17 protein-coding genes and 3 pseudogenes are annotated in these 17,415 nt (G+C 59.2%); 8 read left to right on the top strand and 12 right to left on the bottom strand.

Annotated elements, in window-relative coordinates:
- Positions 1-470: 470 nt before the first annotated feature.
- Positions 471-581, top strand: a pseudogene (locus ACS4RR_RS24485) (LysR family transcriptional regulator); the annotation flags it as partial.
- Between the two features lie 1,068 nt (positions 582-1,649).
- Here ACS4RR_RS24485 and ACS4RR_RS24480 read toward each other — a convergent pair.
- On the bottom strand, positions 1,650-2,132 hold the full coding sequence (locus ACS4RR_RS24480; protein ID WP_456190278.1) for a hypothetical protein: 483 nt from the start codon (positions 2,130-2,132) through the stop codon (positions 1,650-1,652).
- A gap of 925 nt (positions 2,133-3,057) precedes the next feature.
- Between ACS4RR_RS24480 and ACS4RR_RS24475 the strand changes: the two genes are divergently transcribed.
- From ACS4RR_RS24475 to ACS4RR_RS24465, 3 genes are all read left to right on the top strand, one after another.
- Complete coding sequence (locus ACS4RR_RS24475; RefSeq protein WP_456190277.1) at positions 3,058-4,002, top strand: reverse transcriptase domain-containing protein; 945 nt, start codon at positions 3,058-3,060, stop codon at positions 4,000-4,002.
- A complete protein-coding gene (locus ACS4RR_RS24470; protein WP_456190375.1) occupies positions 3,953-4,921 on the top strand; it encodes a group II intron reverse transcriptase/maturase in 969 nt (322 codons plus the stop codon). Before ACS4RR_RS24475 ends, ACS4RR_RS24470 begins: the two co-directional genes overlap by 50 nt.
- Before the next feature lie 236 nt (positions 4,922-5,157).
- Complete coding sequence (locus ACS4RR_RS24465) at positions 5,158-5,433, top strand: WGR domain-containing protein (RefSeq protein ID WP_456190276.1); 276 nt, start codon at positions 5,158-5,160, stop codon at positions 5,431-5,433.
- Between the two features lie 198 nt (positions 5,434-5,631).
- On the opposite strand, the gene ACS4RR_RS24460 is transcribed toward ACS4RR_RS24465, so the two are convergent.
- Positions 5,632-5,796, bottom strand: a complete 165-nt coding sequence (locus ACS4RR_RS24460; RefSeq protein ID WP_456190275.1) for a hypothetical protein — start codon at positions 5,794-5,796, stop codon at positions 5,632-5,634.
- A 399-nt stretch (positions 5,797-6,195) separates the two neighbouring features.
- Here ACS4RR_RS24460 and ACS4RR_RS24455 point away from each other — a divergent pair, with 399 nt between their 5' ends.
- Positions 6,196-6,474: an HU family DNA-binding protein gene (locus ACS4RR_RS24455; RefSeq protein ID WP_011654510.1), complete on the top strand. Its 279-nt coding sequence runs from the start codon at positions 6,196-6,198 to the stop codon at positions 6,472-6,474.
- A 62-nt stretch (positions 6,475-6,536) separates the two neighbouring features.
- Here ACS4RR_RS24455 and ACS4RR_RS24450 read toward each other — a convergent pair whose 3' ends face one another.
- The 7 genes and pseudogenes from ACS4RR_RS24450 to ACS4RR_RS24420 form a co-directional block, all read right to left on the bottom strand.
- Positions 6,537-6,869, bottom strand: a complete 333-nt coding sequence (locus ACS4RR_RS24450; protein WP_456190274.1) for a hypothetical protein — start codon at positions 6,867-6,869, stop codon at positions 6,537-6,539.
- A gap of 56 nt (positions 6,870-6,925) precedes the next feature.
- Positions 6,926-7,249: a DUF736 domain-containing protein gene (locus tag ACS4RR_RS24445; protein WP_456190273.1), complete on the bottom strand. Its 324-nt coding sequence runs from the start codon at positions 7,247-7,249 to the stop codon at positions 6,926-6,928.
- A 465-nt stretch (positions 7,250-7,714) separates the two neighbouring features.
- Positions 7,715-8,134: a hypothetical protein gene (locus ACS4RR_RS24440; protein WP_456190272.1), complete on the bottom strand. Its 420-nt coding sequence runs from the start codon at positions 8,132-8,134 to the stop codon at positions 7,715-7,717.
- The gene (locus ACS4RR_RS24435; protein ID WP_033182464.1) at positions 8,124-8,384 is read right to left on the bottom strand and encodes a type II toxin-antitoxin system prevent-host-death family antitoxin; all 261 of its coding nucleotides are present in this window, start codon (positions 8,382-8,384) and stop codon (positions 8,124-8,126) included. Before ACS4RR_RS24435 ends, ACS4RR_RS24440 begins: the two co-directional genes overlap by 11 nt.
- Positions 8,385-8,457: 73 nt before the next feature.
- Positions 8,458-8,817, bottom strand: a pseudogene (locus tag ACS4RR_RS24430) (DUF2493 domain-containing protein); the annotation flags it as partial.
- Positions 8,816-10,411, bottom strand: a pseudogene (locus tag ACS4RR_RS24425) (ParB/RepB/Spo0J family partition protein); the annotation flags it as partial. The pseudogenes ACS4RR_RS24425 and ACS4RR_RS24430, both read right to left, overlap by 2 nt.
- A 54-nt stretch (positions 10,412-10,465) precedes the next feature.
- Complete coding sequence (locus ACS4RR_RS24420) at positions 10,466-10,612, bottom strand: hypothetical protein (RefSeq protein ID WP_456190271.1); 147 nt, start codon at positions 10,610-10,612, stop codon at positions 10,466-10,468.
- A gap of 606 nt (positions 10,613-11,218) precedes the next feature.
- Here ACS4RR_RS24420 and ACS4RR_RS24415 point away from each other — a divergent pair.
- The 3 genes from ACS4RR_RS24415 to ACS4RR_RS24405 all read left to right on the top strand — a co-directional run bounded on the left by ACS4RR_RS24415 (position 11,219) and on the right by ACS4RR_RS24405 (position 13,545).
- On the top strand, positions 11,219-11,689 hold the full coding sequence (locus ACS4RR_RS24415) for a hypothetical protein (protein ID WP_456190270.1): 471 nt from the start codon (positions 11,219-11,221) through the stop codon (positions 11,687-11,689).
- Positions 11,690-11,804: 115 nt separating this feature from the next.
- Positions 11,805-12,638: a type IV toxin-antitoxin system AbiEi family antitoxin domain-containing protein gene (locus ACS4RR_RS24410; protein WP_456190374.1), complete on the top strand. Its 834-nt coding sequence runs from the start codon at positions 11,805-11,807 to the stop codon at positions 12,636-12,638.
- Positions 12,628-13,545: a nucleotidyl transferase AbiEii/AbiGii toxin family protein gene (locus ACS4RR_RS24405; RefSeq protein WP_456190269.1), complete on the top strand. Its 918-nt coding sequence runs from the start codon at positions 12,628-12,630 to the stop codon at positions 13,543-13,545. Before ACS4RR_RS24410 ends, ACS4RR_RS24405 begins: the two co-directional genes overlap by 11 nt.
- A 263-nt stretch (positions 13,546-13,808) precedes the next feature.
- On the opposite strand, the gene repC is transcribed toward ACS4RR_RS24405, so the two are convergent.
- From repC to repA, 3 genes are all read right to left on the bottom strand, one after another.
- Positions 13,809-15,023 (bottom strand): plasmid replication protein RepC, encoded by a 1,215-nt coding sequence (gene repC, locus ACS4RR_RS24400; protein ID WP_456190268.1) that lies wholly within the window; start codon positions 15,021-15,023, stop codon positions 13,809-13,811.
- Between the two features lie 155 nt (positions 15,024-15,178).
- Positions 15,179-16,204, bottom strand: a complete 1,026-nt coding sequence (gene repB, locus ACS4RR_RS24395; RefSeq protein ID WP_026154663.1) for a plasmid partitioning protein RepB — start codon at positions 16,202-16,204, stop codon at positions 15,179-15,181.
- Complete coding sequence (repA, locus tag ACS4RR_RS24390) at positions 16,201-17,415, bottom strand: plasmid partitioning protein RepA (protein WP_017969074.1); 1,215 nt, start codon at positions 17,413-17,415, stop codon at positions 16,201-16,203. Before repA ends, repB begins: the two co-directional genes overlap by 4 nt.

The following is a 17,415-nucleotide window of genomic DNA, read 5'->3' as shown; positions in this document are numbered from 1 at the left end:
AAACATACCGAACGTCACGTCGTATAAAGCCAACCTCCCCCGACTTCACTGGGACACGCCGCATCAACGCATAAGCGCGAAGTTTCGATCATGGACAGATGTGCGTTGAGCCGCCACGTCAAAAGAAGTTAGGGGAAGACGCGTTCTTGCATGGTAGGGCTGACGGTCGGTAGCCGCCGCGCGCAGCCGGGATCTGGAGGCCTTCCAGGCGGGCCGGTCCGCAAAGACGGGCGATGGCTGGCAGTACCACGCTGGACGCGTGGCAATTCCCGGTCATCTGGCACAGTCGTTCGAAGCGTTGTCGGGAAGAAGTTGGGAGCTCCCAACTTTCACAAAAAGGCCCCTGCCTTTTGCAGGTAACAGAATTGATCCGAGCGTTGGTATCCCCGCCTATTCCAGCCGATCGGCAGGTGCTGGGTGGGTCAGCCGGACAAGTCGGGCCGACTTGAGATTCTCGGCGTGCGTCGGCGCTCTATCCGTCGCGACGTCTGCTCAGCGCTCGGCTGGCAGCTTTCCTGCAATTTCTCAAGCAGACGGTTGCCAACGGAATGCCCGATGGACTGGCGGCTTACGTTGGCAAATGGCAGGTAAGAGCATCCACGCTAAAAGTAGCCGAGACAATCATTCGCAAGATCGCTCATCAGCGCAATCGCCGAACGGCGCGTTCGCGAAATCACCTATCGGTTCATACTCCCAATCTGCAAAACGCCGATTTGCTCAACCACCTATGCGCCGAAATCGTCGATGAGTAATAAACGCGATCGCCGGTTCGCCGATGCGCGGAGTTGGCGAAGCACCCCCTCGCCTATTATGCCAGTCGCACAATCGCTGACGAACCTATTCGCTGCTCCACCGACCAGCCCAACCGCCGAAACGCGAGAACGCCGGATCTCTCATTGACCGATTGGCGAAACGGGGGAATTGCCCGTCCGCCGATTCACCGACCAGCGATTCAAGGTGGCGCCGTGAGGAGGTGCCTCTTTCTGCCGCCGAACGACCTCTACCAGGACCAAGTCCATGTCCGGGCAGACCCTACGCCTGCGAATAAGCGGTGACAGATTCCGGCACTGATCATGCCTCTCGGCCATCGCCCCTCGGGCGAAAACGGCTAATGGTATACCATTAGCCTATCCTGCCATCCATCATCCAACTGGGCTGGCGACCATGCCCGAGGCGCCGATGCTGTTGCGAGTCGCCAGACAAAGCAACAGCGATCACGGGCTCATTGCCTGTGATCCGCGCCGGAGGAACAGCACGGTGTCCAGGCCGATTTGATGGGAGATGCTGAAGCGAGCTGTCGTCGTGAGGAGTCGAGAGGACCGCGACCGGAGGGAACGGGCATCGACGACATGCGAACGATGAGACGGCGAGCGCACCGCAGGAGAGGATGATCACCTGGAGCGGATGACCGAAGAATGCGGGCGTAGCGCAAGGAGTTCATCCTCTCCGTCTTGTTTGGGAAAGTCGCGGCAGCGTCCGCCAACCGGCCCGAAAGGCCGGGCGGGCTTCATCCCGCACCACAGGGAGAGGGGTGTTTGAGGGGAGAGGCGGCAAGTCTCTCCCCTCAGGAACGCGCGCTGGCTCGATGCCTGCAAGCGGTCAAGCCAATGGGAAAGACGAGAGGCGGAACGGCCTCTCGTCCCATCAGCTCAAGCGTAAACGACGCGCGCGACGCTGATGGCAATACCTGTTTCCCGCGCAATATCGTGGATGATCGTAGCGAGGGGACCGATCTCCGTGTCGCTCACCGAGACGGTCGTCGGATAGCTGATCTCGATGCCGTCGCAGTCTGCCGACAAGGCGTTGTGCCATTCACCGCCGTTGACCCGATACCCATAGGTGAAGTAATCGATCTCTAGCTCATCGAGGAGCACAAACGTGCGGCGGGCGAGGACTTCCTCCTCGCCTTGGAGTTGGCACGATATCGTCCCCTCCAAATCGTCCCCGATGACCAACTCGCGTTGCAGGGCCACGATACGGCGCGTCGAGCGGATAGCCCCATCAAGGCCGGCCATCAGCCGGTCGTGGAGCATCTTTGAGAATTCATCCTCGCAGCCGATACGGTTCGCGCTCACGAGAAGCTTGAAGCCGGCGAGCTTGGCATGAAGCATGAGAAAGTTGAAATCAGACATAAGAAGTCTCCTTTTCGTTCTGACGAAAAGGTGCCCGCATTGGCGACCCAAGGGGTCAAGGATCGCGAAAGCGACCGCCAGCGGCGGCGAGCGGAGGAACCGATTTTTTCGTTGTGTCGCGTCAGCGGCGCAGCGGAAAAATTGGAGGGGCCGCGACGTCCTTGAGGCCGCCGGGGCGAATGCGACAATAGGAAGTCAGAGAGAGATAGACCACGTCGCCGACAGGCGACGTGACCGTTTGCCGAGCGCAGCCGGCCCTGCAACCTTTTCGTCTGGCTGCTCGTGCAGATAATCGCACTGAGGATGCGGCAGCCGCGAGAGGGGCGTGACCCGAATGGGGTGCGCCGTTGTGGCGTTTGGCTCTTACTCACCCGGCTTACCGGTGTCGGAAAACGACTGAAATCCCGAAAGGGGAACGGGACCAGAGCATGCCGGGATAAGGCTCGAAATCGGACGCCGCAGTCTGTTGGAGAGCGCAGAGTAAGGTGTGCATGGTGAAAGCTGATATGCCTGAATCCCAGTTTCCAGTTGCTAAAGGGTTGGCTGTAGCGAATGCGGCTGAAACGCTATGTCGTGCGAGATGGAAAGCGCTGCCCTGTGCGCCCCATCGCCAGTTCGCGCGAGACGACTTCCATCGGAAGGTCAAGGAAATAAACGGGACACCTAAACACACCGCGACTCCTCACACACGCAACTACGGGATCGCCTGTAACAGGTTCACTAGCGGACCTGTATGGCGACGGAGCCGTCATAGTACCCAAATGCCCTGCGTAATGGCTGGGACAGCCGCCGACAGGCGGACGAGCACGCGTATAAGTCCGGCTAGTCCGGTCGAAAGCGCCTCTGATCGGGGGAAGGACGATGCCGCCAATAACGGCATTTGCAGTATGCAAAGAAGACGTTCTTTGACGGAGAGGTACTGCTGATGCAGGCCGCGACCATCCAGAAAAGAATTGAATCACTACCGACATTGTCGGGGTCGGGAAGGAAGATAAACGGCCTTCACCGCCTGTTGAGGTCTCCGTACCTCTTCGAGCGGGCATACGAAAAGGTCTCTCGGAACAGGGGAGCCGGCACGCCGGGAATTGACGGTAAAACCTTTGACGTAATAACCCCGTCAGAGTTGGCCGACATTGCCGCGCGTGTATCAGAGGGTACTTATCGCTTCCGACCAGTCCGACGGGTATATATCCCGAAGGGCAACGGCAAGACACGACCGCTGGGCATCCCCACGGTGGAGGACCGGCTCGTCCAGGAGGCGGTCAGGATCATTCTCGAAGCAATCTACGAACCCGTGTTTCTCGATGAGTCACATGGGTTCCGCCCGAGACGATCCTGTCATAGCGCCCTTGAGCTTATCAAGAAAACTTGGACGGGCTGCAAATGGCTGATCGAAGTGGATGTGCGCGGGTTCTTCGACAACATCGACCACGATATTCTGCTTGAGCTTCTGAAGAGGCGTATCGATGACGACAGGTTCATCGAACTGATCGAAGGAATGCTCAAAGCGGGCTACATGGAAGATTGGATCTTCGAACGCACGTACAGCGGCACGCCACAGGGCGGGGTTGTCTCGCCCCTGCTTGCCAACATCTATCTGCATGAACTCGACAGGTACATGCAGTCGTTGAGAGTGAGCTTTGATCAGGGCCGCAAACGACGTCCGTTCGCGGCCTACGCGGCGCTACAACATCGCGTACATCGCCTCCGCCGAGAAGTTGAACGGCTCCGTGCCAGTAGCGCGGATCAGGGCCAGATTAACGCCGTGATGGCGCAGATCGAAGGCCTTAACAAGGAAAGGCGGAAAATGCCGTCCGTCGATCCTATGGCCGAACTTCAAAAGGCTCCGTTACTGCCGGTATGCCGATGACTTCCTGATCGGCATCATCGGCAGCAAGCAGGAGGCGCGCGAGATCATGGCTTCCGTTGAACAATATCTGACGGAAACGCTGAAGCTCGCCGTTGCGCCCGAGAAAAGTGGGGTCCATGCCGCATCAAAAGGGGTAACCTTTCTTGGCTACCGCATATCGACATATACCTCGACCGGCGCCGGACAGAAATCCGACCGCAAGGGGCCCGATGGGCGGACGTGGCGCATCTTAAGTCGCCCGACCACCGGCAATGTCAGTCTGCGTGTGCCACGAGAGAGGGTCACCGCGTTCTGTCGCAGGCATGGCTACGGCGATCTCGCCAGGAAAAATGGCCATCGACGAGTACAGTTCGCACATACCAGCGATCGCAACATCGTCCTCGCCTATAACTCGGAGTTCCGTGGCTTCGCCAACTATTATGTGTTGGCCGATGACGTCAAAAAAGCGTTGGGACTGTTGGAACTGGTGACGTTCCGCAGCCTCGTGAAAACGTTGGCGATGCGTCATCGGACAACAACGGCAAAGATCCGGACACGTCTGAGCAAGGGCACGGATTACGAGGTCTCCTCGGTAATACGTGGTGAAGTTCGCAGCCTCAAACTGTGGCGACTGAAGCATCTACGCCGCCTCTCCTGGACAAGTCCAGTCGTGGACGATGTCACTAAGGGAGCATGGTGGGTCAAAAGCCCAAACGACCTCATCGACCGCCTTGATGCGCGCGAATGCGACATCTGTGGCGATACGCGCGGGCCGTTCGCAGTGCATCATCGTCAAAGCGATCGGCATTTGCGAGACAAACCGCTGACGAACCGGAACTTGGCAACCGCGCAGCGTCGGGCGATGATTGTCTGTCCGGCCTGCCAGGAAGTCACAAGTTCCTGTCGGGTGAAACCGCATATGGAGAGCCGTGTGCATTGAAAGGTGCAAGCACGGTTCGGAGGAGGGCGTAGGGGTATTCTGTTCGCAGATGCCCCACGCCTACCCTACCGGAGACCGCTTACGGGCTCCGTGAGCGCCAGCGAATAGCACCGTCCGCCGCAGGCGGCTCGCCCGGATCAGCCGCCGACAACCCATCATCAGCATGAATCAATCGAGACCGACCGATTCAAATATGTCGTTGGACGCCGAGTCTGCCTTGCCCGATTCTTCGGTTCATGATTGCGCAACGCTACCAGCTCTATGTCGAACGCATCGACGCCAAGAAAAACATGGCCCGCTACTATGCCATGTCGATTGAACCGAATCTGTTCGGCGATGCCTGTCTCATCCGCCGATGGGGCCGAATCGGTGCAAGAGGTCAAAGGCGGGAGCATCATTTCGCGCGGGAGGAAGAGGCGGTCAGGCTCTTCCTTCAGCTTCTGCGAAAGAGACGGTCACGCGGATACAGGCCGACACCGCATATCCGGCAAGATGCATCGGGTGATCGATAGCGAAGAGAGTGCCGCGGAGGCGGATGCCATCCTCATGTCGATCGTATGGGATCGAAACAGGAGTTGGGGTATCCCACCGCTTCCGCCCTTCCCGCAAGAACCTCCGCAGGTTCTGACATCTGCGGGTGGCGCGCGAAGCTGGCCTGAAGCGCCGGTCGATCCGGCGCGTCAGGCCAGGCGACATGGCGAAAGCCACCCTCAGAAGGGTGGCTCGGTGTCGATTGCGCCTTCCTGCTCTGCGGTGATCACCGCCAGTTCGGCACGCGCCAGCTCCAGTTCGTTTGCGATCTCGCGGCGCTCCACCTGGTCGATTGCTTCGCGCAGTTCGAGGCAAAGCTCTTCAATGTGTTGTTCCAGAAGCATCGTCGTCGTCTCCTTGACGTTTGTGAAAGACGACGCGCGCGGTCATGGGTGCGTGGCGGGGTCAGGGATCGCGGAACGCGACCGCCAGCGGCGGCGAGTGGGGGTGCCGATTTTGTCGGAGTGCAGGGAACCGGAGCGGAGGCAAAATTGGGGGCACCGCTCGTCCTTGAGGCCGTCATGCACCCATGACACCCTCGGATGGACTGAGCAGACATTTCCTCTCCGTATCGCGCCCAAACCCGGGGACGGGCTCGATGCCCGTCTTCGGGTTACTGATACGTGACCACGTGAATAACTGTGGAAATCCGGGGCTTTCCGCGCCATTAGCCGCAGCGTGTCGATGACAGTTTCGGCCGGCAATGGCAGGGATTCTGCGTCTGAAACGATGCGGAGAAGAAAATGACCACGACCAATGAAATTGCCGACAAGATCGCCGGCGAACACAGCCTCACGAAGGCCCAGGGAAAGGCGATCGTCGAAGCAGTGATTGCATCGATCACCGAGGCAGCCGTTGCCGGCAACGAGACGTCGCTGCCCGGCTTCGGCAAGTTCAAGGTGAAGGCGACACCGGAGCGCGAGGCTCGCAACCCGTCGACCGGCGCGACGATCAAGGTTGCTGCGGCCAAGAAGCTGGCCTTTACGCCGGCCAAGGCATTGAAGGATGCGCTGAACAAGTAATCTTGTTGGCCAAGTAAAAATTAGCCCGGCGTTGCGCCGGGCTAAGGTCATTTGAGTTTGAGCTAGTGGGCGGATGTCCGGTTGAGAAGATCCTGGATAATCGTCTCGCTGACCGCGTAATGCGCTTCACGGGCATGGTCGTCCAGCAGCCTGTGAAGAATGCCGGATGCCAAGGGTGTGAAGTCGAAACCGCGTGCGATTGCTGCGGTACGCAGTTGCGACAGTGTTTCGAACTCCCTTATGTCAGTGCCAAGCCAGAGTTCGAGATCCTCGCCACCGGCGCCCAGAAATGCCTGGAGGAAGAACGTCTGAAGCGGGCGGTCGTAGCCGACAATGGCATCCGGGTCGGAGTGGCGGGATGCGGTCCTGGTGACGGTAATTGTGTAGCGGCTCATGGCGGCCTCCTTTGGAATGGGGAGGCCGGCCCCGATTGCGGGGCCGGCGGTCCGGTTCAGGCAGGGCTGTTCCAGAGGATCACCTTCTTGCCGGGCTCGCCGCCGGGCGCCGGGGCGACGTTGCCGAAGATCACGCCGATCTCGGGCGCTTCGAGCTTCGTGGAGATGTATTCTTCGCCGGCCTGGCGGGAGATGCGGTTCCAGGCCGCGCCGATCTCAAAGCCGGTCTTGCGGTGGATGATGCGGTAGTCCGGGGCTTCTTCGCTCGCCTTGCTGGCGTTCGGGACGAGGGCGATCGGGGCGTTGACCCGGATGGTGGCGAAGACGCCTTCGAGAGTGCCGTCGGTCTTTTCGGTGAGGGTTGCGATCGTGGTAGCCATGGAATTGTCTCCTTCGTTGCATCGGGACCATTCCCGATGGCGCCCGAAGAAGGGACCGCGCCGCAGGCGTCACCGGAGCGTAGCGAAGGGAAACCCCCTTGCGGGGTTGACGCTGATCGCGGCCGGTCCCTTAGAAAGGCGACATAAAGAACGGGAATGGTCCTTGATTGCGACGTCGTCAGGAGACCTCGCCGTGGCGGCCGTTTGCTGCCGCGCGGAGTGCCGCGCTCGTGACATGCGTCGTGGTGTTCGGATCAATGGACCCTGGCCGTCAACCAGTCGGGCACATCGCGAGAGATTGGCACAGTCCTGATCCCATCCTCATCATCAAAGACGGCTTCGGTCGGCATAACGCTCGAACTGTAGGCCTCTCCTGACGCGACTGCAGTTCTGCGGAGCGCAATCGAGTGACAGACGTGATTTCAAGGGATGTCGCTTCGGAGGGCGGCAGGGATGCGGGAAGTCTCAGTCGTGGCGGTTGACCCGGCCGGTTCGGCCGCGCGCCTCGGCAAACAGTCTGGCGATCTTCACCATGAAGGACTTGCTGAAGCGGCCGACGATGTCCTGACCGGGCTCGATGTACCAGGAGCGTTCGACAATATCGTAATTGTATTCGTCGACCATGATCCAGCACTGCTTTAGATCGCTTAAGCCCGCACGCTTGCGCTCGATCTCCGGGATCTCCAGAGCGATCCGGCCCGTCTGCGGCGGTTGGGTGGTGATGGCGAGAAGCGCCAGGTGGGTGTTTCCGTCGGCAGCATTGCGGATGGCGACGACGACGCAGACGGGGCGCTGCTTACGGCCCTCGGTTTCCCCGCGCTGCTGCTGCCAGGCCCATAGATAGGGATAGGAGATGACCTCGCCGGGGCGGAATTCACGGCTCATCGTCGTAGCCTTCGCCGCGCGCCAACTTATCGAGCGCCTCGTCGAACAGTTCTGCATGCTCGGCGGGCATTTCCGAGATATGATAGGCCCGGCGCGGATCGCCGCCGGTGCGCATGCGCTCATAGTGCTCGTAGCTCATCAGCACGAAACGCGGCTTCTTGTGCCGGGTGAGCATCACCGGCTCGCGGCTCGCCGCGTCGGTGATATCGCCGATTTGTTTATTCAAGTCACCTGTCGTGAATTGCTTCATCGCTATTGTCTCCACTTCAATTTCCATATAATCCATCTTCCCCATGTTTTCCATATATTCAGGAAAGCGGCGCTCACGTGCCGTCTCCTGAAGCCTGCCAGACAGGAATGCCGAGCCGGCGTGCCTTGTCGGAGAGATTGCCGGTGATGCCGTTTCCAGGAAAGACAATCAATCCGGCGGGCATGACCGACAGCATCTCGTCATTGCGCCGGAACGGCGCGGCCTTGGCGTGCTTGGTCCAGTTGGGCTTCAAGGTGATCTGCGTCACCCGGCGCGCGTCCGCCCAGCAGGCCGCGATACGTTCGGCACCTTTCGGCGAGCCGCCGTGCAGCAATACCATGTCGGGATGCTTCGCATGCGCCTGGTCGAGCTTCGCCCAGATCCGGTCGTGGTCATTGTAGTCCATGCCGGAGAAGGTGATCTTGGTGCCGGAAATCCCACAGATCATTCGGTTCTTTGGGAAGATCCTGGCCCCAGCCATCGTGCCGCTGATCTATCTCCTTCGCCCAGACCGTATCGCCGAGGCCGGGCGTCTGGCTGAAGCGAGCGCTCTGCAGCGTCACCTCCAGGCACGAATCCGAGCCGTAGACGTAGAAGGTTTTCAGGACAAAAGCATGCAGGACAGCGACAAAGGCGATGATGGGATCGTTCGCAAGCGCATTGCGCAAAGCGATCGTCCGAGCTGCCGTGAGATCGAGAACCAGGCGATCGGGAAGTGGCTTGATCGCTTCGTCCTCGTCGTCCGGTTGGGTGCCTTCCTCGCCGGCGGCGCCGATTACCGGGCGAGCACTGTCATGAGCGTCATGATCGTCACCGATATCATCCGTCAGATCCGTCTCATCCTTCGGTTCATCCTTGGGTCGCACGAAGCCTCGCTCGATCTTAGGCTCGCCGCTGGCGCCGAGCGAGATGAAGACGCCGCCGCGGGCGATCTCCTGTGGATCGAACACGAAAGGCCGGTCGTTGAGCCGGTCGGGCTCGGCACCAAGCTCCTCCAGTTTCTGTTCGGTCGCTTCCGAGTACTCGCTCGCCTCCGCATATTCTGCGTCGAGCTTGTCGTATTCGGCACGGGTGGCGTCATAGCGGGCCAGTTCATCAGTCATTTCGGCCTGCTCGCCGTAGACGCGGCGCAGGCCGGAGGTGTGGCCATAGGGAAAATCGAACGCGGCTTCGACCCATTTCCAGCCTTCGCTCACCTGGATCGCCTCGGCGTCAGTCTTGAGCTTTTCTATCACAAGCTGCTCGAGCAGCGCCGGATCCTGCAGCCAGCCACCCTGATCCTGGTCGAACAGATCGCGCATGGTCACACCGCCTGCGGCCTCGTATGCTTCGATGCCGACATAGACGGCGCGGCGGTCGCTGGCACGGATTGCAGTTTCGGTCAGCAGCCGACGGACGTAATAGGGCTCGCGGCTATGCGAACGCGAGATCGTGTCCCAGACCTGCTCCTGGCGAACCTGGTCGTTGGTGATCGAGAATGCCATGATCTGTTCGAGCGTCATCTCGTCCTCGGCATAGAAGTCGAGAAGCCGCGGTGAGACGGATGCCAGCCGCAGCCGCTGTCTGACCGTCGCGACCGAGACGAAGAAGCGTGCGGCGATCTCCTCCTCGCCGAGCCCTTGCTCCCGCAAGGTCTGGAAGGCGCGGAACTGATCGAGCGGATGTAGGCTGACTCGCTGGACGTTTTCGGCGAGCGAGTCCTCGACCTCGAGGGTTTCGCCTTTGCTGACGATGCAGGGAACACCTGCAGTCTTGGCCAGTCGCTTCTGCGCGACCAGGCGCTCGAGGGCACGATAACGGCGCCCGCCGGCCGGAATGCGATAGATGCCGGTCTCTTTGCCATCGCCGTCGAGCTCCGGACGGACGTTGAGGCTGGTGAGAAGCCCGCGATGGGCGATGTCTTCCGCCAGGTCCTCGATCGAGACGCCTGCGTTGATCTTGCGGACGTTCTGCTGGCTGAGCACCAGCTTGTTGAAGGGAACATCCCGGGCTGCGCTGAGGGTGATTTTCTGAATGGCCTGGGCCATGTCGGTTTCTCCATGACGAACCGGGCGGAGCCTCTCTCCAACCCTCTCAATCCGTCACAGCGTTCCCCTTCCCTCCTCTTCCTCTATCGCCTCCTCACCATGTCCCACCGTCTCTTCGGCAAGCGAAGCCTCCTTTGCGGCCAAGATCCGGTAATGCTGCGTCAGGGATCGAAGCCCTCGGGTGAAGACTGGCACGGCCATGCTTCAGCTTTGCCGACAGCCCGGGCCGAAGGCAATGCCAGTCGAACCGATCCGCGACGAGTTGTGCACGAGGTGCTAAAGCGAAGGGAGCGTCCAGGTGTGCAATCCGCTCCCTCAGCTCCTCCCCGGGCGTTGCGCGCGAGGGACATTGTCCACGGGCTTCCCCTGGTTCGCCTTGAATAGGACTTCATGTGCGTAAGAATACTAATTTGGTTCTTGTTTTGTTCCATTTCGCCCTAAAAGTCGGGCCAAACTAAAATAGGAAATCATCCCAACTAGCAAATCGCAGCCGATAGCGCAGAAGAGCCAAGGGACTAGCTAATTTGAGAATTTTACGTGCGGTTCGGGACCGGGATAAGAATGTGTCAGTGGACGACGATGGCGCCCTCGCCCGAGGGTTCGATCGCCAGGAGATGAACGCCGATGGAAAACCCGCAAAGTTTCAGCATCGACATCCCGCGTCGTTGCCAAATGCTGATCGACTAGCTCTGGCCACTGATCTCTGAAAAACGCGATGACGGTTCCGTCCCCCTGAACGCGTCGTTCCTATTGGCGATCTCCACGCCGATGATCAACCTACCGATCGAGCGGATATGGAAACCGGAGATGGGTCACGCAGTCGGCCATTTGAATGACGGCGTCCTAAGCAGCCGATTAGCTGGAGCCATGCGAAAAAACATCGGCAACCACCCGATCTCCCAAGCTCCATTTTACCAACCTGACGTTTGGCGATACCATTATCTGCCGAAGGGTACGGGCATCCCGGACCTTTCGCAAGGAGGTTTGCCTGCCGACGTGGGAGCTGCTTTCCAATTGCCAGCGGGGCTGACTGCAGGGGCTGCGCTAACGGCTGCCCTCTTTTGCAAGGTCTTACGCAACGGTCTTGCTCATGGCGGCGTGCTTTATCTTGATGAGCACGGTCGAAGCACACCTGGCGCGCCGGTTCGGGCGTTCTGCTTCGTGAGTACGAAAGAGAAGGATCGCAGGATTGAAGGCTTGCAATTTTTGCGTGTGGGCATGATGAACTATCGTGCCTTTCTGCAGCTTTGGGCAAAATGGCTTCAAGATGAACAATGACGGGCAGGTTTCGCCGCCACATGATTAACCGTGAAAGTCCGTTAGAAACGGACATTTTTCCCTCTTTATAAGGTCTTCTTGCCGGCCACTTTAAAAGGTGCCATTTTTGTCCGTCATGAGCTATCAAAAACGCGGCAAATTAAAGTCAATGCTGGATGAGGTTCCGGCAGGTTTCATCGTGGATTCCGCATGGATGCGGAAAATGGAAATCCGCCGGAGCTCGACACATGATTATTTGCGCCGCGGCTGGCTGGAGCCCGTCATACATGGCGTCTATCGGCGTCCCTCGCGGGATGGTTCGGCAGAAGAACGCATCGACTGGCGCATTGCCGTCATGTCTGCACAGACGATCATGAATTACCAGTTCCACGTCGGCGGCCGCACGGCGCTCGGGCTTCGCGGGCATGTGCACTACCTGGCGCTGGGGGACGCCGAAAAAGTCTTCTTCTATGCCGATGCGCCCCGCTGGCTCGTGAACCTTCCCACCAATGGCCTCCCCGTCCTCCGCAGCACGCGACTCTTCAAGACGGCGGATCTTGGCATCGAACCACTGGCGGCTGAACCGGACGGCAACGCCATCCTGTTTCTACAGAACTGGACGATACGCGCTTCAGCGCCGGAGCGGGCCATCCTCGAAGCGCTGGACGAACTGCCGGGCAACGAAAGCTTTCACAACATCGATACGATCTTCGAGGGTCTGACCAACCTGCGCCCGCGTCGTATCACCGGGCTTCTGGCCGACTGCACCAAGGTCCAGGTGAAAAGGCTTTTTTTCGTATTTGCCGACCGCCACGAGCATGCCTGGCTCAAGCATGTCGACCGATCGATCGTCGATCTTGGAAGCGGCGACCGTTCATTCATCAAGGGCGGTAAACTGCATCCCACATACCGTATCACCATTCCGGAAGAGTATCTTCCCGGGAAGCCGGAGGGCAACGATGACCCGTGAACAGTATATTTTCCAGCTCGAGCTCCTCGTTCAGGCTTTGCCGATGATTGCCGACGAACCAGTTTTCGCCTTGAAGGGTGGAACCGCCATCAATCTCTTCTACAGAGATCTCCCGCGTCTCTCGGTCGATATCGACCTGACCTACCTTCCGCTCAAACCGAGGGTCGCGAGCCTGGCCGAAATCGACGAGGCCCTCGACCGGGTCGCTGGGAAGGTCGAAAGCATCAAGGGCGTCCGGACAAAGCGAATAGCTGGCGGTGGCGGCGGCGATACACGCGTCGAGGTGAGGCGGGGCCAGACCGCAATCAAGATCGAAACCTCTCCGGTCGCCCGCGGCACGGTGCACCCCGTCGAACGACGCAGGGTCAGCGAGCGGGTCGAAGATCAATTTGGTTTTGCAGAAATGCAGGTTGTCGCCTTCGAAGACCTCTTCGGCGGCAAGATGCATGCAGCGGTCGATCGCCAGCATCCGCGCGATCTCTTCGACATCAAGTTGCTTTATGAAAACGAGGGACTGACCGACCCGCTGTTTCGCACCTTCCTCGTCTACGTGGCGAGCTCCGGACGCCCGCCCCACGAGTTGCTGCAGCCCAAAAGGGCAGACGTCGCCCATGTCTTCAATCAAGAATTCGATGGGATGACAATCGAGAAGGTCTCGCTAGACGAATTGCTGGATGTCCGGGAGCGGTTCCTGAAGGACATCCAGGAGCGCCTTGATGACAAGGCCCGCACGTTTCTGCTGTCCCTTCACGATGGTGACCCCGACTTCGAGGTTATCGGCTTGCCGCACGCCCTCGCCTTGCCGGCGGTCCGCTGGAAGATCCTCAACCTGCAAAAACTAAGGAACGACAATCCGTCCAAACACGCCGAACAGCGAGGGGAGATCGAGCGCCTCTTCATACGATGATGCGCCTTTGGCCTATCTGCAGGATCGATGATCCGACGACTGGCTCGCTTCTCCTGCCGCCCGACGCCGCGCCTATCGGAGACTACCCCCTCGGTCTTCCTCGAAGGCCGTACTCCCAGCTGGTGATTTCGCTCCAAAATATCGAAATTCAAAATTCAAACGACTACAAGGGTTTAGCAGAGTTGGTCGCGACCAACTTTTCTACCGAGCCTATGGAGGGGGCAAACTTCCCCGCGGTTCTCTTCGAAATGGCCCGGCCGCCCCTACCCCGCTCTCGTTTGCGCCAGGCCATTCGCCTTCAACAAGGCCATAATCATCGGCCCCAGCGAAAATTCGCCTCGCTCCGACCGTCGCGTGAGATCCCGCAAGTATCCGCCCGGAGAATTGATCATGTTTGCTCGCTCCAGGATGCCGGCAACCGCGATCGCCGCATTTTCCGGCCCCATGATCTCACACGCCTCCTGATAGGCCGACGGGCTGATCCCCAGCATCGACCGGACGACGACGGCTGCGGACATCAACTCGCGCCAGCTCCCTATCGCGCCGCCGGCCCCATAATCGATAACTTGCGGGCAGGCCTTCAACACCAGGCCGAGCGGGAATGCCTTCAACGGCTCTCGCTGGATTCCATTCGCCTCGCTCGATTTTGCCCCCTGCTCTTTTCGGGAGCTAGGTTCAAGTTCACTGAAGGATTCGGGTTTTGAATTCTGTATGTGCCGCTCGGTATGGGCAGCATTGCCGCTTGGATTTTCTGCTTTTTCCTGATTTTCCAGCCGGTTGAGCACTTCCTCTTTCAGCATCTGCATTTCTTCGAGGATTGCGTTCACGTCAGCGGTCGATGGCGTGCGTGGCAGTCGGGCAATCAACCCTACATAAATGCCTTCGATCGCCTGCCAATCGCCGTCTGCCCCTTCCTCCATGGCCGCCGAAATCAGCTTGCGCACGTCGCGCCGGCAGATCGTCAGATTCTCCTTCATCCTTTTGAAGGCGGCGCGCTCCGCCACGATCTGCTGCGCGAACATGGCGAGCTCCTCCGCGCGAGACAGCAATGGCGAAAGATCGAAACCGAAGGCGTTCTCGATATCACCCGTGTGGTCTCTGCGTACGTAGCGCTTACCGTTGGCGCTATCTTTTCGAATGATCAGGCCGGCCTCAACAAGCGCCGCAAGATGCCGTCGGAGGGTGGAACCCGCCATGCCATGGGCACGCAATGACAGCTGCGCGTTCGACGGAAAAACGATGAGCGATGCGTCCTGGCGCAAATCGTTTTCCGGATAGAAGCTCAGCAAGGCGTCAAGCACCGCCAAGCTGTTGGACTGAATGCCAAGCAGCGCCATTGCCGCGGAAACGTCGCGAAAGACTTTCCACTTCTCTGCCGACTTCCCCGCCTTGATCTCGGCAACAGCTTGCTGCCGTCTGACCAGGGCAAGCGAAATCGGCCGCCGCCCAAAGGGCGTCGTCACATTTCCCGTTTGCATCGTCTCTTACCTTTCAGCAGGCAAAAGAAATTTGCTCACCAAATCGGTGCCAAAGACTCTTGACGAGGATCTGAGGAAATGCGATTCTGTTCGTGCTAAAGAGACAGAAGGGCTTCCGCGACGGCAACGTTGAGGGGGCTCTTTTCTTTTGCGCGTTACGCTTCCTTCTTCTGTTTCTGTTTCGCACGGTGCGCTTCATAAAGCGCCGGCAATTGCTCGAGCACGAAGGCCGCAAAGTCCGGCGTCGCCTTCCGATCGATCATGATTTCCACCTTCGCCTTGCTCTGCTTCACCTGCGCCAGGCGCTCGCCAGCGGGGCTCGCCATGACTTCAGGGAGACCGCGTTCCAACCGGCGCGGCTTCAGATGTGCAATCAGCGCCTTGAACCGGTCGGCGGAATGAAGCACCTGTAATTCGGTGGAACGCACACGTTCGAGGACGTTGTCGGCCGAGGAAGCCTTTTCGATCAGATCGGCCAGTTCCTGCCAGCTTCTAAGGCCGATGCCGGGGGCAGGGCCGATGGCATCGATCAAGTCCACGGGAAGGGCTTCGATGATGGCGAGCATCTTGGAAAGATCGCCCTTGTCGACGGACATCGATGAGATGATCACGTCTCGAGAGAAACGTTCCTTCAGACGGGCGGCAAATCGCGCTTTCTCGATAAAGGAAAGATCCTGGCGCTCGTTATTCTCCTGGCCTTGAGCAACGACCAGTTGCTCGTCCGTAAGATCCCGGACGACCGCCTTGACCGCCAGGCCGAGTTCGGTCACCGCGCGTAAGCGGCGATGACCGAAGGCAACTTCATAGCGACCGGACGTATGAGGGTGAGGGCGCACGAGGATCGGCACCTGTTGGCCCTGTTCCTTGATAGACGCAAGCAGCCCATCGATGTCGCCCGGCATCCGGTCCTGCATGAACGAGGGATCGATGACGTTCGGATCGAGATCGATCACCGCCTGGCCCTCGGCAAGACGCCGTTCGATTTCTTCGGCTCGTTCCACGCGATCGTTCTGCTCGCGCAAAGCATTGCCGATATTGGCGGTCAGCTTTGTCGCCGGGTCACGGTCCTTGCGAGCAACGCCGAGAAGCGGCATGGTTCGGCTCTTTGCCAATTGCGGGTCGTGCGGCGAGGGCGCGGCAGGAACGGTTGCGGAAACCCCCAAAAGGTCCTTTCGGCTCATGTGGTTCTACCCCATGCTTTCTTGATCAAAGACTCGATCTCGTCATTGACGGCATTCATCGCCTCCAAGGCGCGATCGTATGTCGAACGCGTGAATTGGCCGCGCTCGACTTCGAAGAGTGTCTGGTTTGTAAGCCCGGCATCGGAGACAGCGGTCGTCTTCAACATCGGAAAATTGAGCACGTTCTCGCCGAAGATCGACCGGAGGTAACCGACCATCTGGTTTTGCGGGCCGTCGCTCGGCTCGAAGCGGGTGATGAGATACCGCATCCAGTTGAAGTTGAACCTGGCGCCAGCATTTTCGATTTCCCGCAGCAGATTTGACGTCATTGCCAGAAACTGGTTCATCGACATGACATCGAGCATCTGGGGATGCACAGTCACCAGGATCGACGTCGCGGCGGTCAGCGCAGAAAGCGTGAGATAGCCGAGCTGGGGAGGGCAGTCTATGACGACGACGTCGTAGTTGTCGGCGATGTCCTCGATGACCTGGCTGATCCGCCCGTAGAAAAGCGTATCGCCTTCTTTGCGGCTCATTAGGGCGCGCGGTGTGTCGTGCTCGAACTCCATAAGCTCAAGATTGCCGGGAATGAGATGGAGATCGGGAATGTACGTTCCCCGGACCACCTCTTCGATCGGGCGCTGTTCTTCATCGTAGCGAATGGCGCCGTAGAGCGTTTCGTTCGGACCGACATGAATTTCCGGCTGGTTGCCGAACAAGGCGGACAGGCTGGCCTGAGGATCGAGATCGATCGCGAGCACGCGATATCCCCGCATGGCAAGATACTGGGCCAGATGTGCCGACGTCGTGGTCTTGCCCGACCCACCCTTGAAATTCATCACGGAAATGACTTGCAGTTGCTCGCCATCGCGCCGGTGGGGCAGGTAGCGTCGATTTCCGCGACCCACCTGATCCATATGCTTCCGGATCTGATGGATATCCTCGATCGAAAATATACGACGGCCGCCCGCACCCGTACTGACGTTCAGTTCCGGCATGTCGGACGCGATTTGGCGAAGATAGGATTCTTTGACGCCGAGAAGCTTTGCGGCCTCCGACGGCCCAAACCCTCGGATGCCTTTCTCTGCAGACGGCGGAAAGACCTTGACATGATGCGCTTGCAATTGTCCCGACAGGGCCTCAGCATGCCGCTCCATCAAAGCGGTCAATCCTTCGATTTCCGACGCTGTCTTTACGGCGTTTTTCGCCAT

It is taken from the genome of Rhizobium zaerense, assembly GCF_051810725.1.
Classification (GTDB): domain Bacteria; phylum Pseudomonadota; class Alphaproteobacteria; order Rhizobiales; family Rhizobiaceae; genus Rhizobium; species Rhizobium leguminosarum_I.
The sequence above is the reverse complement of the archived record's forward strand: the minus strand, read 5'-3'. Positions and strand labels throughout refer to the sequence as shown.